Genomic DNA, 25,631 nt, shown 5'->3' with positions numbered 1-25,631 from the left:
ACCGGCAATCGCGCTCTTTCGGACAAGCAGCAGCGGCCTCAGTGTACGCTGACGATGCAGCATTGCGTTTCAAGCATCAAAGCCGACTTGGTCTTCGGTGAGCCGATTCTGCTCGGCGGCTCGAATGGCCAGTACGTAGATCGCATCATCTGCGAGTGTGAAAACGGCGCGGTATCGCGGGCGAGCTCCCAGTCCGACGCGTTTTTCACGAATCTCGTAGGCGAAATCATCATTTTCAGCCGCGAGCGAATGGCTTTCCGGGAACTCCGCGATCGACTCCAATTGCGATTGGACCGCGTCGAGCCACCGGGCGGCTTGTTCCGATGAGTGATGCGTTGCCCACCACAAAGCGTTTCGCTGGACGTCGGCCCGAGCCTGCGGCAGAATAATCAGGCGGTGGTTCACTGCTTTCGCTGCGGCAGGCTGAGATTTGCCCGAATCCCTTCGAAGGCTTCGTCGACCGAAGTCCCTTCGCCGGCTTCCATCTCTGCAATCCCCAGCGCGATCGCTTCTCGGTCTTGCTGACGACGCAACGCCTCCATCGCCTGTCGATGAATATCAGCATCGACGACGAAATATATGCGGTTGCTGTCGGGATCGACAACTTCCAATCCGTTGCTGCCGTTCGCATGCAACGCATCCGATAAGTCTTTCGAAAGCTTGAGAGTCATAACAAAAGTTTACCACAAAGCCCGGAAGTCGCGGGTAAAAACATTGGCTAAACCGTTTGTCGACTCGAGGCATCCGCCGCCCCGCTCCCGGGCGTTTTACGCCTTGGGGCCCGATCGGGCGAGTTGCTTAAGGACTTCGATGCCGCGATCGATCGTCTGGTCGCTGGCGGCGTAGGAGATCCGGAAGTGGGTGTCGCGACCGCTGAAGATCCCGCCCGGGATGATCAACAGCCCCGCCGCGATCGCCGCTTCGACAAACGTCGTTCCCGTTCCCCAAGGGACTTTCGGGAAGATGTAAAACGCGCCGCCCGGGACTTCGATTTCGTAGTCGTCTTTCAACGCGTCGATGATCCGGTCGCGTTTGCCTTGATATTGTTGGCGGTAGTCGTCGACATCGACGTCGATCGCTTCGAGCGCCGCCCATTGAGCCGGCTGCGGGGCGCAGACAAACGAATATTGCTGCAACTTGGTCATCGTCTCGACAACTGCGGTCGGGCCGTGGACAAATCCAACCCGCCATCCGGTCATCGCATGACTTTTGCTGAAGCCATCGATCACGATCGTTTGATCGTTGAATTCGGCGGGCGAAATGAAACGGTCGGTGTAACAGAAGCGGCTGTAGATCTCGTCGGATACCAACGCGATCCCACGCTCGGCAGCCAACGCCGCCAGCTCTCGCTGCTCCTGTTCGGTCGCGATCACACCCGTCGGATTACCGGGGCTATTCAGCAGGATCATCTTGGTGCGAGGCGTGATCGCATCGGCGACCTTTTGGATGTCGATCTTAAAGTCGGGATAGGTGTCGATCGGAACCGGCACGCCACCGACCAGCTTGATCAACGGCGGATACATCACAAAAAAGGGATCGAAGAAGATCACTTCGTCGCCCGGATTGACCATCGCAAACATCGACAGCACCAACCCGCCGCTGGTGCCGCTGGTCACGAAGACCTTGCGATCGGCATGCCCGTATTGGGCGTCCAGCTGCGATTGCAGTTTATCGCGCAGCGGTGCGATCCCTTGGGTTTGGGAGTAGGCGTTTTTGCCGGAGTTGATCGCAGCGACGCAGGCTTGCTTGACCGGGTCGGGGACATCGAAGTCGGGTTGACCGATCGACAGGTTAATTGGATCCTTCAGCGTGGCCGCCAGATCGAAGACGCGGCGGATGCCGCTGCTGTCGAAAGCCGCCGTGCGATCCGCCAGCCAAGGGTGCGTTGATTTGGTCATCGGGAAAAAGGCCTTTGTTCTGCTGCAGATCGGTCGATGCCACGCGGGGCACCTTCGCGTCGATCGAAACGGATCGTGTCATTTCGGGTCGAACGAAGTCGCGAGGGTTCGTCGACCGGGTACTTCAAAACGTCTATTCTATCCAAGAAAAGGTCGGTTCAGTAATGGGTGTTGTGCGAATGCCAGAGAGCGTGATGCCGTTGTGCGCGATCACCACGCGATACGACGACGCGCTCGATTGGTCAGTCGCGGCGTTTGCCGCCGCCGGGTTCCAGGTCCGGCTGAAGAGCGAATTGTTTGCCTTCGACATGACCAATTATTACCAAGCCGAGATGGGCAACGATCTGAAGAAACAGATCTTCGCCTTTGAACCGCTCCGCGATCCGCAACAGCTTGCCGATTGGAAGCTGCTGACCAATCAATGGGAGCTCGATTTCAAGGCCCAGAACAGCTATCCCGAAGACCGTCCGCTGAATCTCGATTCGGGCTACCTCACGCTGGCCAAGTTTGTTCTGGCCACGACCAAAGACCGCGACCATCGGCTGTATCTCCGCGACGGCATCTTTGCTGAAGTCACGATGTCGTTCACCGGCGGCAGCTGGAAGATGCATCCGTGGACCTATCCCGATTACCAAACCGAGCCGGCGATGAACTTCTTGAACGCCGCGCGCGAGGAACTGAAGGCGCTGTTTAAAGAAGCGCGTCGAGCTGAATCGGAGAAGCGTTAAGTCGTTGCGGGAGTTGCCGCATGCTGTAGTCCATCTCTTCGGAACCGGCTTCGGCGGCGATCGCCAGCCCGACCGCGATGCCAAGCAGCAAGATCGGCAGCACTAATCGTAAGACGACGCCTTTAAAACCTTCGCTGCGAGAGAGTGGTCCGGCGAGACTGGCAAACAACGCCAGCGGTGCTAGTGGAATCAACAGGTACGTTGCCAGCGGCACTTCGCTGAACGAATTAACTCGCCCGATCAACAACGCCCCCGCGACTAGCACCGCGACAGCGAAACCGCAGCCGACCAGCGACGTCTTCGTCGGGCGGAACCAGGCGAGGATCGTCAGTCCAAACATCGCCGCCGCACCGGCCAAGGCAATCTGAGCGAAACGTAGGCTGCCCGAAAGGGCCAACGCCACGGCGGCCGCGCTGAGCGTCATCCAAAGCGTTGCGGGCAACAGAGGTCCCGGGATCCGCCGAGCCAACGATTCCAAACCACCAGCCAGGCAAGCGATATAGATCGCCAAGACGCTGGCATGGACCGCCCACGACGGCTGCAGATCGTCCCAGTCGGGGACCAGGAACCAAGCGACCACACCGCCCAGGAGCGCAAACATCAGCCAGCGTTCGACGGCATGTACACCCTCGGCCGCGGCGATCGGTCCGGCGACCGATGCGATCAGCAGCGCGTAGGGGAGCCAGTGCCAGTGCGATTCCGCCGCCCAAGGACCGAGCGCGAGCATCGCGTATCCGGCGAGAAAGCCGAGCGTCAACGCGGCAGCGGACGCGTAGCGAGATCCGGCTTGTTCGGGCAACACACGCGATACGACAACAAAGACAAACACCGCAACCACGGCGGGCAAGCACCCGCCGTAGAGGATGTCCTGGATCGAGAACACGTTAGCGTCCCGCCGCTTCGGTCGGCTGGCCGATGGCAACTGTCATCTCGACATCGTTGCTCACCTTTCCTTGACCGTAGTTCATGCCGAACTGCGTGCGATCGATTTTGAATTTACTGTGCAGCGTCAGCCCTTCGGCGGAGACGTCGACCGAAACGGGGATCTTGATCGACTTCGTCGCCTTCAGCAGCGTCAGATCACCGGTGACGATGTAGTTCCCTTCACCCGAACCGGCGGCGACGGAGGTCGATTGAAACGAAGCCTTAGGATATTCGCGGACGTCGAAGAAGTCGGAGTTCTTCAGGTGTCCGGTCAGCTTGGGGATCTCGGTAAACAGCGATCCGGTTTCGATCTCCCAAGCTATCGATTGCAGCGAGCCATCGGCGGCGACCTTCGCTTGCCCCGTGAACTTTCCGAAACCACCTTTGCGTGGATCGGGCTTGTCCCCTTCGTGCGTGCCGACAAAATCGATCCGCGAGTTCGCAGGTGAGATCGCAGCGGTACCAGCCTGCAGAGCGACAGGCTTCAGAATTGTCGCTGTCGCTTGAGCGAAACAGGTGGTCGAGAGTAGGCAGATTCCAAGCAGGGAGGCGAGTTTTTTCATCGTGGAGCTTTCGTTAAAGGAATGGCCTCGATCCAGACAAACCAATCGAGGGCCGATCATTATAAAGGGCTGGGCAAGCCCGTCGCGACATCCCCCGATTTGAATCGATCCGCTCGCCCCTGGCTACTCTCGCCCGGCCTACTCCTTCGTTTCTTCCGCCGCCTCTGGCTTGGCCTCTTCTTTGACTTCTGGCTTCGCTTCTTCCTTGGCTTCCGGTTTCGCTTCTTCCTTCACCTCGGGCTTTGCCTCTTCTTTCGCCTCGGGCTGTGGCTCTTCCTTCGCTTCAGGCTTTGCCTCTTCCTTCATTTCCGGTTTCGGCTCTTCCTTGGCTTCTTCCTTCGCTTCGGGTTTCACTTCTTCTTTGGCTTCGGGCTTCGCTTCCTCGACGGGGGCGGCCAGGGTTGCGACGGCCAGTTGGCGGATGTGGATATCGGTCGTCGGATCGTGAGCTTGCAGCATCAACGTACCGGCTTCCAGGCGTTGGCCCTTGCGCGGGTTGGCGTCGGGGTCGCGATCGTCGCTCCATTCGCTGACCTGCAGTCCGTTAACCCATGCGGCCATCGTCGATCCATCGGCGATCAACAGCATCGAAAACCATTCCTGATCGTCGGCGGCAACGATCCGAGCGTCCTTGCGACGGAAGAAACCGCCGGTTCCGCAATCGGCCGGGAACATCGGATCGCCTTCGATCGTGGCGTTGGAGATCTGGCATTCGTAGCCCATCATCACGTCGCCGGGGATGCAGCGGAAGAAGATCCCCGAATTCAAAGCTGCCGCGTTGGTGCGGACTTCGGCCAACAGGGCAAAGTCGTCGTATTGAGCCTTCGATTCCAATTGGGCTCGGCCGCCGGTGATCTGCATCCCGTCATCGGTCATCTGGTAATCCCCTTCCATCTCGGGATAGCGGACCCAGTGGTCTTCGATCTTCTCGGAGATCAACGAATCGAGTCCCAGCGGGCGGATGCGAACATCGCGAAATGCTGCCGGGCCGCCGTTGTATTGCAGACCGATCAAGCCGGCGGGCAATGGATTGGGATCGACGTAGTTGAGGATTTCCACGCCGTCGAGCTTCACGTTGACGGTCGCACCTTCAACGCGGATGTCGTATCGATGCCACACGTCGTAATCGAATGCGGCGATGTCGGCGCTGCTTTTCGGTTCCCGCTGCACCAAGCTGCCGGTCGGGAAGGGGTTGTCGACCGAAGCGATATTCAATTCATAGCAGTCGACCGTCGGATCGGTTGGGAACAGATTCGTTCGCAGAAAAACGCCGCTGTTGGTTTCGGGAGAGGCTTTGAATTCCAGCGACAGTTGATAGTCGCGCCAACGCATGGTGGTGCAGATCAGGCCCTTTTCGCCGTCATCGACACTCAGCACCCCATCGTCGATCTGCCAGTTCGCTTGGCTAGCGATCTGCCATCCAAAGAAGGTTTGGCCGTCGAACAGTCGCACCCAACCTTGGCTCGCCTGTTCGGCGGGCAAGCGGTTGGCTAGCAGCTGGTCGGCGTCCATCACGATCACGCCCGGCTGCGATTCGGGATCATCCATCGCGGCAGTCGCTTCCGATTCGGCTGGCGCGTCCGATGCGGGAGCCTTTTCGACCGCTTCGGCTGGCGTTTCCTCGGGCCGATCGGCGGGCTCGCTCTTGCATCCCACGACGGTCCCGATCAGGGCGATCAGAAACAATACCTTGAAGCTGCTAGTGTTATTCATTGCAATTTGAGAGAATTGGAAATGGAGTCGACGCCAGCAAGCCGGTGCTTGTGGTATTGCGAAGCAGTCTATTTTCTTTGAAACCCCCTTCTCGACAACCAACACGATGGGAAATGAGCTGCTTTTTTTAGGCCTTTTTGCAAGCAGCTGGATGTTGCTGTGGGCGGCCGCAGCGGCGATTCCGATCGTGTTGCATCTGCTTTCGCGTCGCCAGCGGCGTTCGATCCGCTGGGCTGCAGTCCAGTTTGTGATCGCGGCGCAACAGAAATCGCAGCGAAAGTTTCGACTGTGGCAATGGCTGCTGTTGGCGTTGCGCGTGCTGGCAATCGTGCTGTTTGCGATCGCGCTCGCCGATCCGGTGATCGATGCTTCGGCGGACGTGCCGCTCGATCGCAGGCCGCGTTTGCAGATCCTTGTGATCGACGGATCGATGTCGATGAAAGCGCGCCGCGACGACGGAACACGCTGGTCCGACGCGATCGCTGCCGCATCCCAACGGTGCGACGATGCGCTCCCAGGCGACGGGTTTCTGTTACTGCAGGTTGGTGCCCAAAACGACTGGATCGTCGACACGATCACTTACGATCCGGTCGAGATGCAGCAAACGCTGGCGTCGCTGCAACCGACCGACAGCGAAGCCGCATTTGATCAGACGCTCGAGAGTCTTTCCGATCGAATCCGTTCGATCGACCGCGATGCTCTTTGGAATGGTGAGGTACACGTCGTAATCTTTAGCGATATGCAAGCCACCTCATGGCAACGCGTTTCGTCGCAAACAAAGCTCACGTCCGACGCGCTGTGGGAAATTGTTGAGGTCGGCAACGAGGAGGTCGAAAACTCGCACATCGAAACGTTCCACGTGGACGCTGGCTTTTTTGTCGCCAAACAACCGCTGCAACTTCACAGTCGGATCGCGCGGTCGTCGCGGGCCGATACCGCTCCGATGTTGGTTCAATTGTTGGTCGACGGCGTGGTTCAAGAGAGTCGCCGAGTGGCGATTGCCGCGGGAAGCCGTGGGGAAGTTCACTGGCAGCTTCCGTTATCCCAAGGCGAACATGTCGTCGCGGTCCAAATTCCCGAGGACGATTTGAACGCCGACAACGTCCGCCGCATGGTGGTCGATATGCGGCCGGCGCTTCGCGTCGCCTGCGTCGGCAGTGAGGCATCGGCAACACGGTTTGCGGCGACGGCGCTGCGCAGTGGCACCGCGGGTTCGCTGCAGGTTGAAGAGATCGTTGCACCGCGGCTGGACCGGTTGGATCCGAACGCCTTCGATTGCATCGTGTTGTGTGACCTGGGGCCGATCGGTGCCGCGGATGCCCAGTGGTTGCGACGCTATCTACAACAAGGGCACACCGCGATGCTGTGGCTTGGTCCCCGCAGCGATCCCAATTTGTTTAACCGCGAATTTGCCAACAGCGACAGCAGCGATCCCCTTGCGATCGGGCGGATCGAATCGCTCGCCGACGCCGGGCAATATCCGATCGATCCCCGAGGTTATGCGCATCCCATCACTCAACCGTTTCAATCGCATCCCGACAGCGGCTTAATCACGACTCCCGTGTTCAGGTACTGGAAGATCCTTCCGGTGGAGAATTCACGCGTCGAAACGGTGCTAGGGGTTGGCGACGGCGACCCGTTGTTTTTATCAAAGCGGCTTGCCAGCGGAGGTCGATTGATTGTGATCGCAACCGCCGTCAACCCGCAGGCTGGGACGGGCGATGCGAGTTGGAATGCGATCGCTTTGTGGCCTAGCTTTATTCCTTTAATGCAGGAGACGGTCGCGCTGACGCGCGATCCCAATCCAAATGCTGAAACCGCGGTTCGGTCCACGGAGCGCGAGGCGGGCGTCTACCCGGTGCGGCGCGATGGGAAAGTGATAGGGCAATTCGCGGTCAATCCACCGGTGGCCGAAAGCGAGCTCGTCACGTTGGATCGCGATCGGTTGCCCCAGCGGTTGCGGCCGGAGTCGGACGAAGCCGCAACGGTGGCGCAAACGGATGAGGTTCGAGATGCGGGCGTGCCACTGTTCCAGATTGTTTTGGCGTGTCTGATCGGTTGTTTGGTGGCCGAATCGGCGGTCAGTCGTCAGTTGCGATAATGGTTTCACGCCAGGCTTGTGGGGCTCGAACGGGAAACGAAAAATGCGAGTGATCTCCAATCGCTGGAGACCACTCGCAAGGTAGGGTCGAATCGACGTTCACCGCCACATCGGTTGGACTGACTGAAACAGGGGCATGTTTCAGGCAAGCCAACGCCACGATGCGACGGCACTACATTAAAAAGGCAAAGTCCTCAACATGGCGTGGTTCCTTGTGTGGCGTGCAATCAATCAAAACTCGCGGTTCGGTGGCACGGCAGATTTGGAATCCGATGGGGGAGCAAAGGGTTTCCATAGCGATCGGTTGCCGTGTTCACCTGATGCTTGTAAAAATCGGATCTACCGCGCGATGTGTCGCATCCATTCCCACCCATTAAGTGGGATTCGCATCACTCGGCCTGGAATTATAGAATCGATTGGCATCCCCTGGCTAAATTGCCTAGGTTTGCTTTGTGTTCCGGTGCCGCGTACTTGCCCCTTTTAAATACCCATAGGACAGCCTTTTAAAGTGCCCAAAAAAACACCGCGCCGCGAAGCTTCTGCGTCCGACACCGGTTCCGAAAGCGCCGCCGCTGATCTCGCATCGACGACCGCAAGCGTGGCGGACTCAAATGATTCAGCCGCCGAAGCGGTAAGCGACGCAACCGCCAAGGTTGTTGGCGCGGCGACAGCCGACCCCCACGACGATCCGCAAACGAGCGACGACAACGTGCCAAACGAAAGCAATGAGATGGAAGGTTCCGATTCGGAAGCCGGCGAGGAAGCGCCACCGCCCCGCAGCGGTTCGCTGTTGGACGACGTGCAAGCATTTTTCGATCAACGTGAAGAACTTGCCCAGCGGTTGGCCGAGGAGATCGAAGCGACTCAAGAGAAGCTAGCTGAACTGCAAGAGACGCTTGCCCAATTGCATCCGGATCGCAGCGTGAATGCTGCCAAAGAGCGACGGCCGAAGAAGGTCAAGAAACCGGCGGCTCGCAATACCGGCGATGCTGCGGAAGTGAAACCGAGCGCGTGATTCGATCGCAGCCCTCGCCGGTCCCCATCCGCGTCCGCCGCACCGTCGACTCGTGGAAACCCTTCCTCGGATGATATTCGCCGCCGACACCCGCTGGGAATTTCAACATGCTTGGCCATTGCCGGCGTGGGCGATGGTGTTGTTGTTCGTGGCGGTGGCGGGTTGGATGACATGGCTGTTGATCCGCCAACGGCTCGCGTGGCAGCGGGTGCTTGGATTGTCGGTGTTGCGGTTGTCTGCTGTGGCGTTGCTGTTTGGGATGCTTGGCGGTTGGCGGCTTTCGTTTTTTGAGACCGAACTGCCCGACTTGATTCTGTTGGTCGATGATTCGGCCAGCATGCAATTGCCCTCGGGCGATTCGGCGGGCGAAGCGGGAATCGACCGTCTGACGCGTGCTCGAGATTTGTTGGCCGAGCCCGGTCGGCTAGAGACTTTGGGTGAACGCTATCGGCTGAAATTGCTTGCGATCAGCGACCAGATGCGGCCGGTCGATGCGTTGCAAGATCTACAGGCCCAAGGGCTGAGCAGTCGCTTGGGAGATGGGTTGTTGCAGATCGCCAACGCACAACGTGGCCGGTCGACGGCGGCGATTGTGCTGTTGTCCGACGGAGTGGTTACCGAAGGGGTGGCGCTACGCGTTGCGGCGGACCAGTTGGCTTCCCAAAACATTCCGTTGTGGACGGTTGGGATTGGAGGGGAGCAATCGCCGCCGGAGCTGGCGATCGACGAAGTGATCGCCGACGACCATGCGTTCCTTGGCGATGAAGTGCAGGTCCGCGTGCTGTTGCGTGGTAGCGCGCCACCGGGGAGCGAAGTTGCGGTGGAGCTGCGGGATCGCGATTCCGAAGCCGTGTTGGATCGTCGACAGGTTCGCATGGAAGCCGCGTCGACGCGGACGGTTGTACCGCTTCGCTTTTCTGCAAATCGGCCCGGACCTTGGAATCTGGAGGTTGTTGCGCCGCCGATCGCTGGCGAGATCTTTACCGACAACAACCGCAAGCCGATGCGTGTGGTGGTTCGCGACGAACCGATCGGCGTGTTGTTGATCGCCCAACAGCCGAGCTATGAATTTCGGTTCCTCAAGCACCTGCTGGAACGGGCACAAGGGCAAGGTGCGGCTGCTGAAAACTTGATCCGTTTGACAAGTGTGTTGCAAGATGGGGACCCTCGGTATGCCGAACAAGATCGTTCGGCAGCGACGCTGCCACCGGTGAAGGCAAGCGACTTGCAAGCCTTGGATGTGGTGATTTTGTGCGATGCCGATATCGATCAATTGGGCGATTTGATGATCGATCAAATCGACAATCTGGTTCGATCGCAAGGGACGGGATTGGTGGTGGTTGCCGGACCAGAGAATCGCTTGGCGGCTCGCGGTTCCGCGTGGGATCATCTGATGCCGGTGAAGCTTGAGGATTTGAAGGCGCCCACGGGTTTGCAGTCGCGGCCACTGACGGTCTTCCGCACGCGGTTGGGGGAAGCGTCAGGCGAGTTGCCGCTTCCCGCTGGAATCCGTTGGTCCGACCTGCCACCGTTTTATTGGTTGTTGCGTGCGCCCGCTGTCAAACCGGCGGCGCAGGTGGTCTTGGCGACTGACGAAACGGGGAAGGAGGTCGCGCCGACGCCGGTGATCGTGACGCAGATTGTGGGTGCTGGCCAGGTGTGGCTGCAATTGAGCGACGAGTCGTTTCGGTGGCTCAGCGGGTCCTCGATCCACAATCTTCATGAACGCTACTGGTTGCAAGTGATTCGGCAATTGGCCCGCCGGAAGCGGATCGACACGATCGATCGGGCGGTCTTGCAAGTTTCGGGGACGCGGTTCACTCAAGGCCAGTCGGTGGAGATCGAGCTGGCGTTGCCCGCGGCGGAGCCTCGTCGTCAGGCGCGGGTTGCAATCCGGAGTCCGGACGACCCACCGCGGTTGGAGACGCTGTATCCGTCCAGCGATCCCCAGCGGTTGCGGGGAACGGTCAGCGATTTGCCCGCGGGGGACTATTGGATCGAGTTGATCGACCCGGTGTTTGAAAGTCCTCCGGAGCCGGTGGCGTTGCGGATCGAAACGCCGTCGATCGAAATTGCCGATGGGCGGGCGGCGTTGCTGGCGTTGGATGAAGCGAGCCAGATCAGCGGCGGGAAAATGTTGAGTGTCGCCCAGGCGACGGGTTCGCTGTGGTCATCGTTGCCCGTCGGACGCGCGATCCGATTGCGCGAACTGCCCAGCCGACCGATCTGGAATCATTGGATCGTCGCCGCGATCGTGGTGGGGCTGTTGAGTGGAGAATGGATCTTGCGACGGCGATGGGGCCTCGCCTGACCGTTTCTTGAACTTCACGTCGACCCCGCGGCACCACCGCTGCGACGGTGCTGATTCGGCCGAACGCGTAGACGTAAATCGTCGCCGGGCAAAGGATCTTCGTTGTCGTCGGCACAATCGCTTCAACCGTGACCGTGCGCGTGGGATGCAAATGCATTAGATCGCCACAACAAGCACAATTCTTACGGATCGCCACGCATCGAAGCTAGCGTGTTCTACAGTTGATCAGAGGCGCAGATGTTGTATTTGCGCATCATCGGCAAAATGAGCCGAGTCTGTCGGTTGACGGCAGTCGTGGTTCATCGATCGGCAGTTTTAAACATGATCAAGCTCACGCGGATTGATGGCGAAGCGTTCATCCTGAACGCCGAACTGATTCGGTACGTCGAAAATCGTCCCGACACGTTCGTGACCCTAACCACGGGCGAGCGATTCATCGTGCGGGAAACGATGGACGAGATCGTCGATCGCGCGATTGGATACCAACAACAAAAACAACTGCTGCCGACAATGTCTCCCCATTGCGGTTCGTAAATCGTTCCCCTTTGATTGGAAATAGACGGCGTTCAAATTATGGATATTGCAAGTCTTATCGGCGTGATCCTAGCGCTGGGCCTGATCTTGGGCTCGATCGCACTTGGTTCCGCGCCGTTTAGCGCCTTCATCGATCTCCCCTCGTTCCTGGTCGTGATCGGTGGTGCCGTCGCGGCGGCGTTGATCTGTTTTCCGATGAAAAACATGGTCGGTTCGCCGATGGTGGCGATGAAGGTCTTCTTGAATAAGGCCCCCGATCTGCAATCGCTGATCAAGCAGATTGTCGAATTGGCGGAAACCGCGCGGCGCGACGGACTGTTGGCGTTGGAGAGCAAGATCGCCGAGGTGGAACATCCGTTGGTCAAGTCGGGTTTGCAGATGGCTGTCGACGGTAGCACCCCCGAAGGGGTTGAAGAGGTGTTGCGGACGGAAGTCAGCGCGATCGCGATCCGTCATAAAGATGGCAAGGCGGTGATGGACCAGTTGGGACGTTTTGCGCCGGCCTACGGAATGATTGGAACCCTGATGGGTCTGATCATGATGTTGAGCAACATGTCCGACCCGTCGAGCATCGGTGCCGGTATGGCCGTGGCGTTGATCACGACGTTGTATGGTGCGATCGTGGCGAACGTCTTCTTCTCACCGTTTGCGGAAAAGCTGGGTCTGATCAGCCGCCAAGAAATGGTCTCGATGGAGATCGCAATCCGCGGCGTGTTGGCGATTCAATCGGGCGAAAGCCCTCGCGCGATCGAACAGAAGCTGCGGACCTACCTGCCGCCTAAACAACGCTCTGCAGAATAGACATTCATAGGTCATACGGGATATATCGGATATGGACGAAGGTGGAGATGACGGTGCAGCAGCGATCCCAGAATGGGTCGTGACGTTCGGCGACATGATGTCGTTGCTGCTGACGTTTTTTATCATGTTGGTATCGCTCAGCGAGATCAAGGAAGAAGAAAAGTTCCAAGCCCTCGTCGAATCGATGCGGCAACAATTTGGCCATGAACGTTCGATGGAAAGCATGTCGCCGGGGGATGCAAAACCTCGCGAAACCGCGTTTGAAGTTTTGGCGACGATGGGCCGCGCCAAAAAACTGGACTCGCACAAAGGTGGCGTGGACGCCAAAGCGCCCGTTGGCGAACAACCGACGGTGCGGATCATCCGTCCCGGTCGGTTGACCGCGGTGGGGACGGTCGTGTTCTTTCCCGAAGGGGAGTCCGAACTGAACGACGATGTGAAGGCCGCGCTCGATGGGATCGCGGACGAACTGAAGGGCAAGCCGCAGAAGATCGAGATCCGTGGCCATACATCGGCCCGCATGGCGGCCCAGGCCGTCTCGATTCGTGAACCGATGAACCTGGCTTACGCCCGCAGCGTCCAGGTCTACGATTATTTGGTGAACCACCATCACATCGATCCGCGACGCTGTCGAATCGCTGCGGCAGCCGACAGTGAACCGATGAGTGTTGCCGCGGACCCAGCGAAACAACAACAGAATCCCCGTGTCGAAGTCTTCCTGTTGGACGAAACCGTCTCCGATTTGATCGGAACCAACGACGAACGTCAAAAGAATATCATTCCGGAAAACGATCAGGAGAGGCAATAACCCATGGCAGATAAACAAGAGAGCGTCGAAGACGAAGCGACCCCCTCCGATCAACCCAAGAGTAAGAAATTGATGATCGTCGGATTCGTATCCGCGGTGATGATCGTCGAAACGTTGTTGTTCTTCTTCATGGTTCCGTCGGCGGATGAAGTCGCCGCGATGGCCGAATCGCAGTTAATCGAAGACGTGCAGAACGTCAGCGAAGTTGAAATCAAAAAAGACGACGACGAAAAGAAAGTCATCGAGTTTCAGTTGGGGCCATTTGGCGAGACCTTTTCGCCGCTGGGGACCGAGCGACAGTATGCTGTCGAATTTCGTTTGTTCGGCACGTTGCGGCAAAAGAACAAGGAATTGATGACCAAAGAATTCGAAGAGAAAGAGGGCCGCTTGCAGCACGGGATCCGGATGGTTGTCCGCAATTCGCGTCTGGAAGAATTGCAAGACAACCAATTGGGCTTGATCGAAAGGCGTATTTTGACGACATGTAACGCCGTGCTTGAAGAACCGATCCTGCTGTCGGTCGGTTTCAAACAATACAAAGTTCGCGAAGAATGATAGCAACCTAGCGAAGGCCGTTCGATGTCAGATGATGGATCACAGACACAGAATCCGCCGCAGCCCACCGTCGCGGAGGATGCGCGATCGACCGCCGGGATGGAGCAATTGCTCGACCAAGCGGAAGCGGATCTTGCCGCTGCCGATGGCCCGGCAGCCGCAACGGATGCCAACCCGCAACCTTTTTCGCTGAACGAATTACAGCATGAAGACGGCATCGACGAACTCGTCTCGATGAACCTGCTGAGCGATGTCGATCTGGATCTGCGGATCGAATTGGGACGCACCCACATGCGGTTGGAAGATGTGCTGCAATTGCGCAGTGGATCGGTGGTCGCCTTGGACCGTTTGGCTGGCGATCCCGTCGATGTGTTTGTCAACGACCGCTTGGTTGCCCGCGGCGAGGTGTTGGTGTTGAACGAAAGCTTCTGCGTTCGCGTCACCGAATTGGTGACCGGAGGCAATGCGTAAACGATGTTTCGCCAACCCGCAATCTTGTTGCTGACGTTGCTGTCGATGCTTCCCACCGCGGCTCAAGATCCCTTGCCACGCGTGGTTTCCAATCCCAGCTATTCGATCCAACCGTTGAACGAATCCCCCGCGACGGAACCGTCTGAACAGGCTTCGCGGACATCGATCCCGTTGCCACCGGCGGGCAGCAAAACTCCCACGGCGGCCGACAGCGAAGCCTCTACAGGGCCTTTGTTCACCGTGATCAGCAGTCTCGCGATTGTGCTGGGATTGTTTTGCGGATTCGTCTGGGTGACCCGAAAGACCGGCGGTCGCCAAGCGGGCACGCTCAACCGCGATCTGTTCACCGTCTTGGGCACTTCGCAGATCGATCCCCGCCATCAAGCGGCTTTGGTGAAGTGCGGTGATCGCGTGCTGTTGGTCGCGTTAACGCAGACCGGTGTCACGACGTTAACCGAATTCACCGAACCGGGCGAGGTCAACGAATTGATGGCTCGAGCCACCGGCAAGGCGCGGGCGACGTTTGCCGAAGCGTTAAAAGATGCTGGGGATGGCAAAGCAGCCCATGGCTTTGTCGATAATCAAGCCGCCCCGCGTCGCAGTCTGTTCAGTCACAGCGCGACTTAGGTTCCGTCATCGGACGTCGCTTGTGCGCGACGCCCGATTGTCAGGAGGTCGCTCTGGGGCTACCGCTGGACGCGGCGCTGTGCGTTCGCCGAACTGGGACGGGCCGGGTTTGCGTTCCGGCTACGCACCACATCCGAAGGCCTCGCATCGGCATAGGTTTGCCGTTTGGCAACCTTTCCTTCGGGAGTCCAGCTGATCCATTGACCTTCGGGAGCTCCGTTGGCGTAATGCCCTTCGGCACGTCGCATTCCATTGGGATGCCACCAAGCCCAAGCGCCGACCGCGACGCCTGCATGATAATGGCCTAGGGTTTCGCGTTGGCCGTTCTCGAACCAGCTGGCAAATTCACCGGTCAAATGTCCCTCTTCATACTTTCCTGTCGACTTCTTTTGACCGTTGGCGTGGTACTCGACAAAACTGCCGTGTTTCAAACGCTTGCCTGCGGTTTCGTAAACGGCCGGCTTGGCGTTCCACCAATCATCGCGTTGCTTCAGTGTTTGCTGCGCCGATAGATACAGGAATTCTGCTTTGGGTTGTTGATTCTTGTAATGTTCGACTTCACGTTCCTCACGGCGACCGTCCTGGAACGTGTGGCTTGTCAGTTCGTTGCTCGCCGCATCGTATTCCGCCATCACTCCTTCGAGCATTCCGTCTCGATAGTTGGCTTCGTACATCCGTTTGCCGTTGGGATGATTCCAAATCGCTTGACCATGACGCAGGCCATCGCGGAACGGGATCTCGCTGACCAGTTTGCCTTGGGCATCGGTGATGATCCAACTGCCGCTGAGATTATCGGCGGTGAAAGTCGCTTGGGAAACGAATGGGGCCTGGAACTCGCTGTACGGATAAGCGCTCAACAAACTGGCGTCGGCGGTTTCATAAACGCGTCGCCAGTCGCCGTGTCGGGCGCCCATTTGAAAGTTGCCTTCGGCGACCAAGCTGCCCGATGGGCTGTACATCCGATAGGGACCATTGTTGACAAAGTTGCCCAGTTCATCTTGCGTGACGGTCCGTTCAACCTTGACCGAACCATCGTCGTAGCGTTCGCGGACGATTTCGGAATTGCTGTCGGCGACCAGAGATTCGCCAGCCAGTTCCCGGGCGGCTTCTTCAATCCGACGGGCGATGTAGGGCGTATCGACGGTCAACACGCTGTCCTCGGGGAAGTCGTCCAAAGAAGCCGGTTCGTTGGCAGGGGCTAGCATCATTGGCGCCGCGATCGGGGGAACCAAAACACTTTCGTCAGCATCCAGGTCTCCCATGGAGCTAAGGGTGGCGCTGCCAAACAAGATCCAGTGGATTGCGAGACATCTCGCCGATCGACTCTTCATATGATTCCTCATCGAGATAAACAGGGGCATTGCGAGAGGGGGAATGGTTGCGGTTCGCATCCATCGGGCGGGGCCGATCGATCGGCAATTCCATCATGGCATGGGGCATCGCAGTGAACCGGCAACGGGATGGATCCCAGCCGTCCTTCGCGAACCCTCGCGTACCTACATGTCCCTACGTCGACTATGGAATCGGTGGGGCATGACTTCTTATCTATCGACTGGAATAGTTGCTCAAACCAGTAAAGTCGGGCGTGATGCTAGCATGCTCGAACTTGAATCAAAGTTTGGATTTTCCCTAACTTCTCTTCCGCTGGGAGCCTTGGTTTCCTAATCTCCGCAGTGCCTAGGACGGATTTCTCTCCACGCGCGGTGTACGGATGCAACGAAGCTGGATCACCCTTGTATTGTTCGGCTGTCTTGCTGCATCGATCAGCACCGCCGATGTATGCGCGCAGGAGGTGATCACGCAGACGCCGATTCGCTTGGACGATCCGATCGACTTTGTCCGCCAAGGCCCCGAACATTGGACCAGCCCCGAAGGGCTCAGCAGCAGCCTGCAGATCATGCTGTTGTTGACCGTCCTGAGCCTGGCTCCTGCGATCTTGCTCATGACCACCTGTTACGTACGGATCATCGTCGTGTTTGGGTTGTTGAAGCAGGCGATGGGGTTGCAGCAATTGCCCCCCAGCCAAGTCATGACCAGCATCGCGATGTTCATGACATTGTTTGTGATGGGACCGATTTGGCATCAGGTCTACAAAGACGCGATCCAACCCTACACCGATCCTTCGATCGAGATGAGTCTTGAAGAGGCGTGGGATATCGGCAAGGCACCGATCTGTGAATTCATGAGCCGGCAGATCGCGGCGGCCGGAAACTACGATGACGTCCATCTCTTCTTTCGCTATGTCGATGGACCACCGCCGGCGGAGATGGCTGACGTACCGATTCGAGTGCTGTTGCCCGCTTACATGCTCAGCGAATTGAAGGTCGCATTTTTGATGGGCTTTAAGATCTATTTGCCCTTCTTGATCCTCGATATTGTCGTCGCCAGCGTGACGATCTCGATGGGCATGTTGATGCTGCCGCCGGGGGTGATTTCGTTGCCTTTCAAATTATTGTTGTTCGTGCTGGTCGACGGTTGGCGACTGGTGGTGCAGATGTTGTTGGAGAGCTTTGGCACCCTTCCTGGTTGACGACGATCGATTTCCAAACCCACATCGCAACCTCCCTCGGGCCGTGCTCGACGCGTGCCCCCAAACCTCACAGAAGAGAACCATGGACGCTAATTCCGCTGCCGATTTTGTTCGTGAAGCCTTGTTGCAAGCGGTGATTATCGCTTCGCCGCTGCTGTTTATCGGGATGGCGGCCGGATTGATGATCGGGCTGGTTCAAGCGTTGACACAGATTCAAGATCAAACCGTTTCGTTTGTCCCGAAGATCTTGGCGATGGCGACGACAATGATCGTGTGCATGCCTTGGATGATCCAACGGATGGTCGAATTCGCGCGTGAACTTTACCTCAGTGCCGGACAGATCGGCCCCTAGCAAACGGTTGTGGTGGTGGGAACGGAATCCCCGAAGGCGCGCACGAATGGAAGCATTGACACAAATCGGCCAACAGCAACTGCTGCTGTTCATGCTTGTTCTGACCCGTCTAAGCCTGATGTTGATGGGGATGCCAGGCGTTGGTGCCGGCGTGCCGCGACGCGTGAAAGTGTTCCTCGTGTTGACGATGACCGGATTGTTGTTCCCTTTACTGGGAGACTTGCCCGTCCCCCCGGTCAACAGCATCGTCGATCTGGCGATCGCGATGGGACGCGAAGCGATCGTGGGGCTGTTTATCGGATTGGTGATTCAGTTGTTGATCACCGGTATTCAACTGGCCGGTGAATTGATCAGTTCGACCGCCGGTATGCAATTGGGGGCCGGAACCGATCCGCAAACGAAAGCTGCGATGCCAATCCTGGGTAATATGATCGGGATGATGGTGACGGTGATCTTGATGTCGGTCGGCGGTCAACACATGTTGATCGATGCTTTGTTCACCAGCTTCCGAACGATCCCGCCGGGACTGGTACGCGTCGAAATCGGTTGGATCGAATTGTTGACGTATGAGATGACCCAAGGGATGGCGACGGGGGTTCGAGCGGGCGCTCCGGTGGTGACGGGATTGCTGCTGTCGAACCTGATCACCGGGCTGCTCAGCCGCACGCTACCGCAACTAAACATCCTCGCCGTTGGTTTGAATGTCAACGCGATTGCGATGATGGCGATTTCGGCGATCGCACTGGGGTCGTGTGGTCTGTTATTTGAGACCGAATTATCCGCCCTGTTCGATCGATTGGGCGATCTGTTGGCGACTACGAAACCGGGCTGATCCAAACGATCCGATGACGCTGCGACAGCGTTTTCATTTACGACAACCGCAATAACATTTTGGAAAGGACGCGTCAGACGCGATGGCGGACCAAGACGGCGAAAAGAGGTTTTCAGCCAGTGACAGCCGGCGACAGAAAGCCCGTGAACAGGGGCAGGTGGTCCGTAGCCAAGACTTGGCTTCGGCCGCGCTGTTACTGGCCGCACTCGCAGTGATCGGATATTTCGGTCGTCCGATGGTCACCGATGTCGCCGAAGTGTTGGTCGCGTCACTCGCCGATTCGGAAGTCGAAGCGTTTACCGTCGACAGCGCCAGCAGCCTGTTGACCCGAACCGGCTACTTCACCCTGATGGCCATTGGGCCCATCATGGTCTGCATGTTCATTTGCGCGATCCTTGTCAACATCCTGCAAACCGGCCCGATGTTGCTGCCCGACAAGCTGATGCCCAAATTCAGCAATATCAGCCCCATGCAAGGGATCAAACGGTTGTTGGCGCTGCCCAACTTCATGCGTTTGGGGTTTGGAATTTTCAAACTCGGTGTGATCTCCGCCGTGGCCGCGCTCTCGCTGATGCAATGGTATGAAGCGGTGTTGGGTGTCGGCCAGTTGGGCGTCGCCGCCGTGGCCAAATTGATCTTCGATGCCACCTTCTATACATGCCTCTGGATTGGCGGGGCCCTGTTCATCTTGGCGGCTTTCGATTTCGCCTTTCAATGGTGGAAGCATGAGCAGGATTTGATGATGACCGAGCAGGAGATGCGCGACGAGATGAAAGAATCTCAAGGCGATCCGCAGGTCATTGCCCGTCGTCGACAAGTTCAACGCCAACTAGCGATGCAACGGATGAAGTCCGATGTGCCTAATTCCGACGTGATCGTCACCAATCCAACGGAGCTGGCGATCGCGATCAAGTACGATCCCAAGACGATGGCCGCGCCGATTGTGTCAGCGAAAGGGGCGGGGCTGTTGGCCCAAAAGATCCGCCGCATTGGGCTTGAGCATGGCATCGCAATCGTCGAACGCAAGCCACTGGCGCAGGCGCTTTACAAGAACGTGGAGGTGGGACATCCCGTACCTTCCGAACAGTATCAGGCCGTTGCCGAAGTCCTCCGCTACGTCTACCAGCTCGAGGGACGCACGATGCCCGAGGCGGCGTAACCGATCCACTGCATCGCTGAAGAATCCCTATCGCGACGCGGGGCGCGCGTTCCAAGTTCGAACACGCGGCCCCAGCATCTTTCATGGTCGCTCGCATCTCAGCGATTCGGGGATGCTTGCGATCCGTTTCGTATTAACCGCGAAGCTTCCAACCCACAACGACACCCAGTCCGAACGACCAGACGGCCATGACGTCGGGTCGGTCCTTCGCGTAATCGCTGAGCAGTGCAAAGATATCCTTCGCCGGTTCGGCAACGTAATGGCTGCCATACTCTTGGATACTTTCGGCGGCGGAGTGCGTCGCGGCTTCGACCTGGTTATGCACAGCGTTCGTTGACGGATTGCGTTGTTGGGTTCTGTTTTCAGTAGGCATGGGATGAAATTCCTGTTTAACGAGTGACTTGGAACGATGGACGCACGAGTAAATCGATGCGGGTTAGCGGTTCATGAAGCGGTCGCGCCAGGTGGGCTCGCGATAGCGGTCGGTGGCGAGCGAATACCCGATTGCGACACCGGCCAACAAGCCGATACCAAATGCGGTCACGATCGACTCCATCGGACGCTGAGCCACGGCACGCGTTGATTGATCGTAGCCTTGACGCATCCGTTCGCCGGTCGCTTCGGCATAGCTCGCCGCGCGGTCCGAGAGGTTCGAGCATGTCGCCCCGCACTCCTGGTAGACTTTGTTAACGAACGATTCGACCTCCGTTCGGGCGGCGCCGACTTTCTGTTGAATCAATCCGATCAACTGCTCTTTCTCGCCTTCGACTTCTCGCAGTTCATCGTCGGTGATCTGTCCGTATTTCTCTTTGACAGCCCCTTGGATCGAATTCCACTGTCCACGGGTTTCTTGTTTCGTTGCCATGGTGGTTCTTCCTTTTCGTTTATTGTTTTCTGCTGCTTGAGGAATGCACTCAATTGGGAAGCAGTTGCTGTTCTCTCGTCGCAAACGATGTACCAACGCGGTCCGACTTCGACGATGCAACGCCCTTCGACATGGCGGTTTGCTGCATCGTCCGCTGCTGCCACGTCTTCGAATTTGCACAAGTCGCAAACTTTGAGAAAGCTCGCAAAATAGGGCGCGAGCGGTGGCGAGCCAGGATGGTTGAGAACCGATCACGCCGTCGATGCTTCGTTTCCGATGAATCGCCGCACGACGTAGATCAAGAACGGCGGCTGCGAATCGCTTCAATCAATTCGCGTTTTCTCATCTTGCTGCGGCCGCTAATGTTGAGATTCGATGCGATGTTCCGCAGCGCGTCGACCGTTCGGTCTTCAAGCGGAGTATTTGGATTCCCGGTCCCTTGCGTTGTCGTGTTCGGGGTACGCCCTTCTTCACGCCGCTGCTTGTTGACGGTCCTAGCCGCTACCTCTTTAGCACGCGCTTCCGACCTTCCGCTGTCCCGTTGACTCTCCTTGATGTGCTCGTATTGACGCTGGTCTTTGTCGCTCCACCGTGGCATCGCTTTGATCTCCACATGAAAAAGAAAATCCTGCTGCGCGGGCGATCGAACCTGCGATCACCGATGGACACGTTGCGGTCGGTCGCCCGGCAAGGAATGAAGTTCACTTAGAAGCGAGACGCTTTATTCGGCGGAAGCGTTTTCGATCTTACCGAACGCAACGCGATCCCCGGCGTCACCGCTCGGTTGCGTGAACTGGTCGGCTTCAGCATGGATCACGATCGCACGTCCGACGATCGAATGTTCACCGGTCAACGAGATCACCGAATCGTCGATTTCGATCATCGCGATCCCCTCTTCGTTCGCTTCGATGTTGCCAAGATCGCCGACGTGTCGCTTCTCATCGCTCATCTTGCCATGCGGCTGATCGGTCGGATTGAAGTGTCCACCGGTCGATTTGCCAGTCTCCTTGTCCGAAAGGTCTCCCTTTTCATGGACATGGAACCCATGCTTTCCGGGAGTTAACCCAGTCACCTCGCCGCGGACTTTGACGACATCCCCCTCCTGAGTAAATCGCACCGCACCGCGGACTTTGCTGTCGCCGACCGGTACCAATTCGCAGATCGCAACAGCTGACGTCGACTGCTCGACACGTGCTGCTGGATCGCCAGTCTTCGGATCGCTAGCCGCCGGAACATTGGTCGCCGGATCGACCGCGACCGGATCGACGGTTATTGGATCGACGGGCAACGCGTCGGTCGCCGTCGGGCTCGCCGGGTTGGGCGTTGTGTAGTCGCCCGGTTCCTCACAGCCCACGACAGCGAGTGCTACCAGTGCCGCGCAAGAATAGATTCGCATCTTCATCATCGGTCTCCATTTGCAAGTTGGTTTCGTATCGTCCAGTTCGGTAGATCCGACACCGCGAGTGGTCGCCGATAACGCTCTACGAGCTTCCAATCGGGGCGATCGCCCATCGGATCCGATACATTGCAAACGTCGCAAACCACGTGCCGAGAAGAGATGAAGATCGAGGCCGCCGGGCGATTCGAGACGCCCCGGCGCGGCCGGATCCGCTTACACGCAATACCGTTCAACGAAGCGTAGTGGACGAGGTTACGAGTCCTTTTGCATCAGACCAAATCGCTGGGACTCGTAACCTCGTCCACTACGTCCACTACGTCCCGGGGCTAATTCTTTCGACGGTCCGAGGCTCCTTCGTTGAACGGTATTGCGCTTATACGCAATACCGTTCAACGAAGCGTAGTGGACGAGGTTACGAGTCCTTTGGCATCAGACCAAATCGCTGGGACTCGTAACCTCGTCCACTACGTCCGACCGCAATTTCTTTCGACGGTCCGAAGCTCCTTCGTTGAACGGTATTGCGCTTACATGATGCCGCGGCGAATTTCTTCGAGGATCACCGGCATGTCGGCGGTCGTATCGACCTTGATTCCAGCCATGCTGGGAGAGACCCGATCCGCCTGGGCGACCTGCTGCCGGTAGACCGTTTCGTCGGCATCGGACAACGAATCGCTGCGACGTTGCCGCTGGCGGATGCGGTCGATCGCCACCTCCTCGGGACAGATGCATGTCGCGACGACGACCTTGTCACCCGCAGCGGCCAACCGCTGCTGGGCCTCTCGTAATAGATCGGCTTGCAAAAACGTGCCGTCGACGACGACCGGAACTCGGTTTTGCAGATGCTCTATCGCCTGGTCGAACATCGCGCTGTAGACCTGTTGGCGCGACTGCGCGTCGTAGTTCACATCATCGTCCGGCGAGTTTGCCTTCCGCAGCGCATCGGTCGACAGATGGACCGCTCCCATTTTCTCGGCGAGCGCCTTGGCAACGGTTGTCTTGCCGGTCCCGCTGAGCCCACGAACGATCACGGCTGTCGGGCTTCCCAATTGCTGGGCGTATCGGTCGGCCAGCTCGATCAACCGCACGGCTCCTGGCTGGGAATCGGATCCCGACGCCTCCGTGGTTTGATCGGATCGCAACGCTTCCACCTTTGCTCGCACACAAGCGCGATAGCATCGATAAAAGGCTATCAATTGCGGATCGGGGGCATCTCCCAACGCTTGGCAGCAGCGCCGCAGCACCGCTTCGCCCAACTCGGGGACACCCGCATCGTCGCATGTCATCGCAAAGAAGCTCAATTCATCGGCGATGTCGACCAACCGCAACTCGCGGCTGAATTCGATGCAATCGATCGCGACCGGCGGATCGGTCAGGTAGATGTGTTCGGCCCGCAGATCGCCATGCCCTTCGACGAGGTGGCCATCGGCAACGCGGTGCTGCAGCAACGCATCGCCGCGCAAGAACATGAACTGCAGCTGAGCCGCTTGTACGCGTTGGACCACGGTTGGCGGCAATTGATGTTTTGCATCGAGTAGCTCGTTCCCGTTGTCGAGCACATGCTGACGATAACAATCGCGATAGGTTGGCATTTCGACCGGCGGCAATTGGCGGTAGAACGCGGTTAACATGTCGACGATCGGTGCGACGTCTCGATCACCCCAATCCTCTCGTTGGATCATCTGCGTCAGGCAACGTTCTTCGGGCAGCCGCCGCATCGCAACCAACCAATCGACGGGAGGGACCTCGCCGCCGATTCTCCATTTCCCGTCGTGATCTCGGCCGACCGGAAGAACGCCCCGATAGATGTTCGCCGCCATGCGGCGGTTCAGTTCGACCTCGGCCTCACACGCTGCGTGCCGCTTGGCAACCGTCGAATAATCCAAGAATCCGAAGTCGACCGGCTTCTTCAGTTTGTAGACGTGCGCGTCGGTTAAAAACAGATACGAGATGTGCGTTTGGATCTCTTGCGGCGGCCCGCTGGCGTCGTCGTAAACTTCCGCCGACCGCAACGCGTCGATCAGATCGGTGTTGGTCTTTGGCGATTCATCCTGCATGATGCCGTCTCCGTGGTGGGCTCGCTTCGGTGGGGAATGCATCTCTCATTGCATCACTCTTACGGTTTCGGTGCAATCGTGCTCACCATCACTCTGCGGCGTGCTGCGAGCTTTCTACAGCAAAACCCTCGCAAGATCTGGACCAAACGCGTGGGTGAACTGGTAGCGATCAGGTCGGAAGCAGGCCGAGCAATCGACGGCGTCGAAGGTGCGAAAACCGGTCCCATCGATCGATGGCGCGATTGTTGCAGTGGGTCATCTTCAAAAAGCTCACCCCAGGAATCGTCAGCCTCGAATGTCCAAAGCCAAAACCTCCCTATTTGCTCTGCTGCTGATCGCCCTCGTCTTGGCGACGGCAGGTCTGTTGGTCCCAACACTGAATGTCAGCCTGCTAATACTCGCAGGTTTGTTGTTTGGAGTCTTCGTGCATGCGATCAGCGCCTGGTCGGCGAAAAAGCTATCGCTCTCCTACCGCACCACCTATCTCGTGGTCGTTGCCCTGATGCTGGTCGCCATCGGGCTGGGCATCTTCCAATTGGGATCTCAGGTGGCCGATCGGGCCGATGAACTGTGGAATCAATTGCAATCGGCCGCGCAAACGGCAAACGAGCAATTGGAACAACACGCCTGGGCCCAGAAGCATTTGCCCGACGTTTCGGATATCGAAGAGCAACTGACGCAGTCGAGCAGCGACATCCTGCCGGCGGTGCTTCAGCGATTGCAGTCGTTGGGGTGGGGAATGACCGCGGCGTTGGTGATCTTCTTTATCGGATTGTACGCCGCTTACGATCCCGATCTCTATCGCGACGGCCTCGTTAAATTGATGCCACCAGGGAAACGGGCTCGCACGCAGAAGGTTCTCGATCGGATGAACGGTTCGCTGCAACGCTGGATCGTCGCCCGGTTTGTCTCGATGGCGATCGTCGGAATCGCCACGGCGATCGGAATGTGGGCGTTTGGAATTCCGATGCCGATCACACTCGGCGTGCTCGCAGCACTGCTGACCTTTATTCCCAATATCGGTCCCCTGCTGGCCGCCGTTCCGCAGATGCTGTTGGCTGTGAATGTCGGCACGCAGATGGTGCTGTATGTCTTGCTGTTCAATTTCGTGTTGCAGACGCTGGAGAGTTATCTCATCACGCCGATCGTGCAACAGCGAGAGGTCTCGTTGCCGCCAGTCCTGACCATCGCAGCTCAGTTGCTGATGGGTGTTGTCGTCGGGATCCTCGGCGTGATGCTCGCCGCACCGATGGTCGTGGTTGCGATGGTGTTTGTGAAAACGCTGTACATCGATGCTCGACAGCAAGCGCCGGAAGCATCGGCCACGCATTCGTAGCAACCAGTGCGAAGTGGAACCCTGGCATCGGGGCGTTCCACAACCGGCAAAGGCA

General features: G+C 58.0%; 27 protein-coding genes. 15 read left to right on the top strand and 12 right to left on the bottom strand.

The annotated features are described in order from the left end of the window. Positions 1-69: 69 nt before the first annotated feature. The 3 genes from Poly24_RS26610 to Poly24_RS26600 all read right to left on the bottom strand — a co-directional run bounded on the left by Poly24_RS26610 (position 70) and on the right by Poly24_RS26600 (position 1,898). Positions 70-405: a type II toxin-antitoxin system RelE/ParE family toxin gene (locus Poly24_RS26610; RefSeq protein ID WP_145102491.1), complete on the bottom strand. Its 336-nt coding sequence runs from the start codon at positions 403-405 to the stop codon at positions 70-72. After that, a complete protein-coding gene (locus tag Poly24_RS26605; RefSeq protein ID WP_145102490.1) occupies positions 402-671 on the bottom strand; it encodes a hypothetical protein in 270 nt (89 codons plus the stop codon). The genes Poly24_RS26610 and Poly24_RS26605 overlap by 4 nt, the downstream gene beginning before the upstream one ends. Positions 672-767: 96 nt before the next feature. Further along, complete coding sequence (locus Poly24_RS26600) at positions 768-1,898, bottom strand: pyridoxal phosphate-dependent aminotransferase (RefSeq protein ID WP_145102489.1); 1,131 nt, start codon at positions 1,896-1,898, stop codon at positions 768-770. Between the two features lie 164 nt (positions 1,899-2,062). On the opposite strand from Poly24_RS26600, the gene Poly24_RS26595 reads away from it, so the two are divergent. Continuing rightward, a complete protein-coding gene (locus tag Poly24_RS26595) occupies positions 2,063-2,626 on the top strand; it encodes a DUF4416 family protein (RefSeq protein WP_145102488.1) in 564 nt (187 codons plus the stop codon). Here Poly24_RS26595 and Poly24_RS26590 read toward each other — a convergent pair. The 3 genes from Poly24_RS26590 to Poly24_RS26580 all read right to left on the bottom strand — a co-directional run bounded on the left by Poly24_RS26590 (position 2,589) and on the right by Poly24_RS26580 (position 5,826). Further along, complete coding sequence (locus Poly24_RS26590; protein WP_145102487.1) at positions 2,589-3,509, bottom strand: hypothetical protein; 921 nt, start codon at positions 3,507-3,509, stop codon at positions 2,589-2,591. The two genes, Poly24_RS26595 and Poly24_RS26590, sit on opposite strands and share 38 nt — an antisense overlap. A 1-nt stretch (position 3,510) precedes the next feature. Further along, complete coding sequence (locus Poly24_RS26585) at positions 3,511-4,113, bottom strand: YceI family protein (protein WP_197452195.1); 603 nt, start codon at positions 4,111-4,113, stop codon at positions 3,511-3,513. 138 nt (positions 4,114-4,251) lie between these two features. After that, the gene (locus Poly24_RS26580) at positions 4,252-5,826 is read right to left on the bottom strand and encodes a 3-keto-disaccharide hydrolase (protein WP_145102485.1); all 1,575 of its coding nucleotides are present in this window, start codon (positions 5,824-5,826) and stop codon (positions 4,252-4,254) included. Between the two features lie 106 nt (positions 5,827-5,932). On the opposite strand from Poly24_RS26580, the gene Poly24_RS26575 reads away from it, so the two are divergent. From Poly24_RS26575 to Poly24_RS26535, 9 genes are all read left to right on the top strand, one after another. Continuing rightward, positions 5,933-7,927, top strand: a complete 1,995-nt coding sequence (locus Poly24_RS26575; RefSeq protein WP_145102484.1) for a BatA domain-containing protein — start codon at positions 5,933-5,935, stop codon at positions 7,925-7,927. A 508-nt stretch (positions 7,928-8,435) separates the two neighbouring features. Continuing rightward, a complete protein-coding gene (locus Poly24_RS26570; RefSeq protein ID WP_145102483.1) occupies positions 8,436-8,942 on the top strand; it encodes a hypothetical protein in 507 nt (168 codons plus the stop codon). Between the two features lie 70 nt (positions 8,943-9,012). Continuing rightward, on the top strand, positions 9,013-11,253 hold the full coding sequence (locus Poly24_RS26565; RefSeq protein WP_145102482.1) for a vWA domain-containing protein: 2,241 nt from the start codon (positions 9,013-9,015) through the stop codon (positions 11,251-11,253). 237 nt (positions 11,254-11,490) lie between these two features. Further along, complete coding sequence (locus Poly24_RS26560) at positions 11,491-11,787, top strand: flagellar FlbD family protein (RefSeq protein WP_231753372.1); 297 nt, start codon at positions 11,491-11,493, stop codon at positions 11,785-11,787. Between the two features lie 39 nt (positions 11,788-11,826). Further along, positions 11,827-12,588, top strand: a complete 762-nt coding sequence (locus Poly24_RS26555; RefSeq protein ID WP_145102481.1) for a motility protein A — start codon at positions 11,827-11,829, stop codon at positions 12,586-12,588. A 31-nt stretch (positions 12,589-12,619) separates the two neighbouring features. Further along, on the top strand, positions 12,620-13,396 hold the full coding sequence (locus Poly24_RS26550; protein ID WP_145102480.1) for an OmpA/MotB family protein: 777 nt from the start codon (positions 12,620-12,622) through the stop codon (positions 13,394-13,396). A 3-nt stretch (positions 13,397-13,399) separates the two neighbouring features. Further along, positions 13,400-13,951: a dihydrolipoamide acetyltransferase gene (locus tag Poly24_RS26545; RefSeq protein WP_145102479.1), complete on the top strand. Its 552-nt coding sequence runs from the start codon at positions 13,400-13,402 to the stop codon at positions 13,949-13,951. A gap of 24 nt (positions 13,952-13,975) precedes the next feature. Continuing rightward, the gene (fliN, locus tag Poly24_RS26540) at positions 13,976-14,422 is read left to right on the top strand and encodes a flagellar motor switch protein FliN (RefSeq protein WP_145102478.1); all 447 of its coding nucleotides are present in this window, start codon (positions 13,976-13,978) and stop codon (positions 14,420-14,422) included. Positions 14,423-14,425: 3 nt separating this feature from the next. After that, entirely contained in the window at positions 14,426-15,049 is a 624-nt protein-coding gene (locus tag Poly24_RS26535) for a FliO/MopB family protein (protein ID WP_145102477.1), read from the top strand. A 59-nt stretch (positions 15,050-15,108) separates the two neighbouring features. Here Poly24_RS26535 and Poly24_RS26530 read toward each other — a convergent pair whose 3' ends face one another. Beyond that, positions 15,109-16,311, bottom strand: a complete 1,203-nt coding sequence (locus Poly24_RS26530; RefSeq protein ID WP_231753371.1) for a toxin-antitoxin system YwqK family antitoxin — start codon at positions 16,309-16,311, stop codon at positions 15,109-15,111. 449 nt (positions 16,312-16,760) lie between these two features. On the opposite strand from Poly24_RS26530, the gene fliP reads away from it, so the two are divergent. The 4 genes from fliP to Poly24_RS26510 all read left to right on the top strand — a co-directional run bounded on the left by fliP (position 16,761) and on the right by Poly24_RS26510 (position 19,922). Beyond that, positions 16,761-17,579 (top strand): flagellar type III secretion system pore protein FliP, encoded by an 819-nt coding sequence (gene fliP / locus Poly24_RS26525; protein WP_145102475.1) that lies wholly within the window; start codon positions 16,761-16,763, stop codon positions 17,577-17,579. An 82-nt stretch (positions 17,580-17,661) separates the two neighbouring features. Further along, positions 17,662-17,931, top strand: coding sequence for a flagellar biosynthetic protein FliQ (locus Poly24_RS26520; protein WP_145102474.1), 270 nt, complete (start codon positions 17,662-17,664; stop codon positions 17,929-17,931). Between the two features lie 46 nt (positions 17,932-17,977). Next, positions 17,978-18,763 carry a flagellar biosynthetic protein FliR gene (locus Poly24_RS26515; RefSeq protein ID WP_145102473.1) on the top strand — a complete coding sequence of 262 codons (786 nt, stop codon included), beginning with the start codon at positions 17,978-17,980 and terminating at the stop codon, positions 18,761-18,763. 82 nt (positions 18,764-18,845) lie between these two features. Beyond that, positions 18,846-19,922 (top strand): EscU/YscU/HrcU family type III secretion system export apparatus switch protein, encoded by a 1,077-nt coding sequence (locus Poly24_RS26510; RefSeq protein WP_145102472.1) that lies wholly within the window; start codon positions 18,846-18,848, stop codon positions 19,920-19,922. A 133-nt stretch (positions 19,923-20,055) separates the two neighbouring features. On the opposite strand, the gene Poly24_RS26505 is transcribed toward Poly24_RS26510, so the two are convergent. The 5 genes from Poly24_RS26505 to Poly24_RS26485 all read right to left on the bottom strand — a co-directional run bounded on the left by Poly24_RS26505 (position 20,056) and on the right by Poly24_RS26485 (position 24,240). Continuing rightward, positions 20,056-20,295: a hypothetical protein gene (locus tag Poly24_RS26505; RefSeq protein ID WP_145102471.1), complete on the bottom strand. Its 240-nt coding sequence runs from the start codon at positions 20,293-20,295 to the stop codon at positions 20,056-20,058. Between the two features lie 63 nt (positions 20,296-20,358). Beyond that, positions 20,359-20,787, bottom strand: a complete 429-nt coding sequence (locus Poly24_RS26500; protein ID WP_145102470.1) for a CsbD family protein — start codon at positions 20,785-20,787, stop codon at positions 20,359-20,361. A 298-nt stretch (positions 20,788-21,085) separates the two neighbouring features. After that, a complete protein-coding gene (locus Poly24_RS26495; protein ID WP_145102469.1) occupies positions 21,086-21,385 on the bottom strand; it encodes a Rho termination factor N-terminal domain-containing protein in 300 nt (99 codons plus the stop codon). Positions 21,386-21,508: 123 nt separating this feature from the next. Continuing rightward, a complete protein-coding gene (locus tag Poly24_RS26490) occupies positions 21,509-22,183 on the bottom strand; it encodes a superoxide dismutase family protein (RefSeq protein WP_231753370.1) in 675 nt (224 codons plus the stop codon). Between the two features lie 527 nt (positions 22,184-22,710). Then, positions 22,711-24,240 (bottom strand): bifunctional aminoglycoside phosphotransferase/ATP-binding protein, encoded by a 1,530-nt coding sequence (locus tag Poly24_RS26485; protein WP_197452193.1) that lies wholly within the window; start codon positions 24,238-24,240, stop codon positions 22,711-22,713. Between the two features lie 295 nt (positions 24,241-24,535). Between Poly24_RS26485 and Poly24_RS26480 the strand changes: the two genes are divergently transcribed. Continuing rightward, complete coding sequence (locus tag Poly24_RS26480; RefSeq protein ID WP_145102467.1) at positions 24,536-25,576, top strand: AI-2E family transporter; 1,041 nt, start codon at positions 24,536-24,538, stop codon at positions 25,574-25,576. Positions 25,577-25,631 lie beyond the last annotated feature (55 nt).

It is taken from the genome of Rosistilla carotiformis, from assembly GCF_007753095.1.
GTDB lineage: Bacteria > Planctomycetota > Planctomycetia > Pirellulales > Pirellulaceae > Rosistilla > Rosistilla carotiformis.
This window is presented reverse-complemented; position numbering and strand designations above follow the sequence as displayed.

Coding starts and splice junctions, on each gene's coding strand:
- Poly24_RS26605 (WP_145102490.1), bottom strand. CDS start 671: ATGACTCTCAAGCTTTCGAAAGACTTATCGGATGCGTTGCATGCGAAC.
- Poly24_RS26600 (WP_145102489.1), bottom strand. CDS start 1,898: ATGACCAAATCAACGCACCCTTGGCTGGCGGATCGCACGGCGGCTTTC.
- Poly24_RS26595 (WP_145102488.1), top strand. CDS start 2,063: ATGGGTGTTGTGCGAATGCCAGAGAGCGTGATGCCGTTGTGCGCGATC.
- Poly24_RS26585 (WP_197452195.1), bottom strand. CDS start 4,113: ATGAAAAAACTCGCCTCCCTGCTTGGAATCTGCCTACTCTCGACCACC.
- Poly24_RS26580 (WP_145102485.1), bottom strand. CDS start 5,826: ATGAATAACACTAGCAGCTTCAAGGTATTGTTTCTGATCGCCCTGATC.
- Poly24_RS26575 (WP_145102484.1), top strand. CDS start 5,933: ATGGGAAATGAGCTGCTTTTTTTAGGCCTTTTTGCAAGCAGCTGGATG.
- Poly24_RS26565 (WP_145102482.1), top strand. CDS start 9,013: ATGATATTCGCCGCCGACACCCGCTGGGAATTTCAACATGCTTGGCCA.
- Poly24_RS26560 (WP_231753372.1), top strand. CDS start 11,491: ATGTTGTATTTGCGCATCATCGGCAAAATGAGCCGAGTCTGTCGGTTG.
- Poly24_RS26555 (WP_145102481.1), top strand. CDS start 11,827: ATGGATATTGCAAGTCTTATCGGCGTGATCCTAGCGCTGGGCCTGATC.
- Poly24_RS26550 (WP_145102480.1), top strand. CDS start 12,620: ATGGACGAAGGTGGAGATGACGGTGCAGCAGCGATCCCAGAATGGGTC.
- Poly24_RS26545 (WP_145102479.1), top strand. CDS start 13,400: ATGGCAGATAAACAAGAGAGCGTCGAAGACGAAGCGACCCCCTCCGAT.
- fliN (WP_145102478.1), top strand. CDS start 13,976: ATGTCAGATGATGGATCACAGACACAGAATCCGCCGCAGCCCACCGTC.
- Poly24_RS26535 (WP_145102477.1), top strand. CDS start 14,426: ATGTTTCGCCAACCCGCAATCTTGTTGCTGACGTTGCTGTCGATGCTT.
- Poly24_RS26530 (WP_231753371.1), bottom strand. CDS start 16,311: ATGGGAGACCTGGATGCTGACGAAAGTGTTTTGGTTCCCCCGATCGCG.
- fliP (WP_145102475.1), top strand. CDS start 16,761: ATGCAACGAAGCTGGATCACCCTTGTATTGTTCGGCTGTCTTGCTGCA.
- Poly24_RS26520 (WP_145102474.1), top strand. CDS start 17,662: ATGGACGCTAATTCCGCTGCCGATTTTGTTCGTGAAGCCTTGTTGCAA.
- Poly24_RS26515 (WP_145102473.1), top strand. CDS start 17,978: ATGGAAGCATTGACACAAATCGGCCAACAGCAACTGCTGCTGTTCATG.
- Poly24_RS26510 (WP_145102472.1), top strand. CDS start 18,846: ATGGCGGACCAAGACGGCGAAAAGAGGTTTTCAGCCAGTGACAGCCGG.
- Poly24_RS26505 (WP_145102471.1), bottom strand. CDS start 20,295: ATGCCTACTGAAAACAGAACCCAACAACGCAATCCGTCAACGAACGCT.
- Poly24_RS26500 (WP_145102470.1), bottom strand. CDS start 20,787: ATGGCAACGAAACAAGAAACCCGTGGACAGTGGAATTCGATCCAAGGG.
- Poly24_RS26495 (WP_145102469.1), bottom strand. CDS start 21,385: ATGCCACGGTGGAGCGACAAAGACCAGCGTCAATACGAGCACATCAAG.
- Poly24_RS26490 (WP_231753370.1), bottom strand. CDS start 22,183: ATGCGAATCTATTCTTGCGCGGCACTGGTAGCACTCGCTGTCGTGGGC.
- Poly24_RS26485 (WP_197452193.1), bottom strand. CDS start 24,240: ATGCAGGATGAATCGCCAAAGACCAACACCGATCTGATCGACGCGTTG.
- Poly24_RS26480 (WP_145102467.1), top strand. CDS start 24,536: ATGTCCAAAGCCAAAACCTCCCTATTTGCTCTGCTGCTGATCGCCCTC.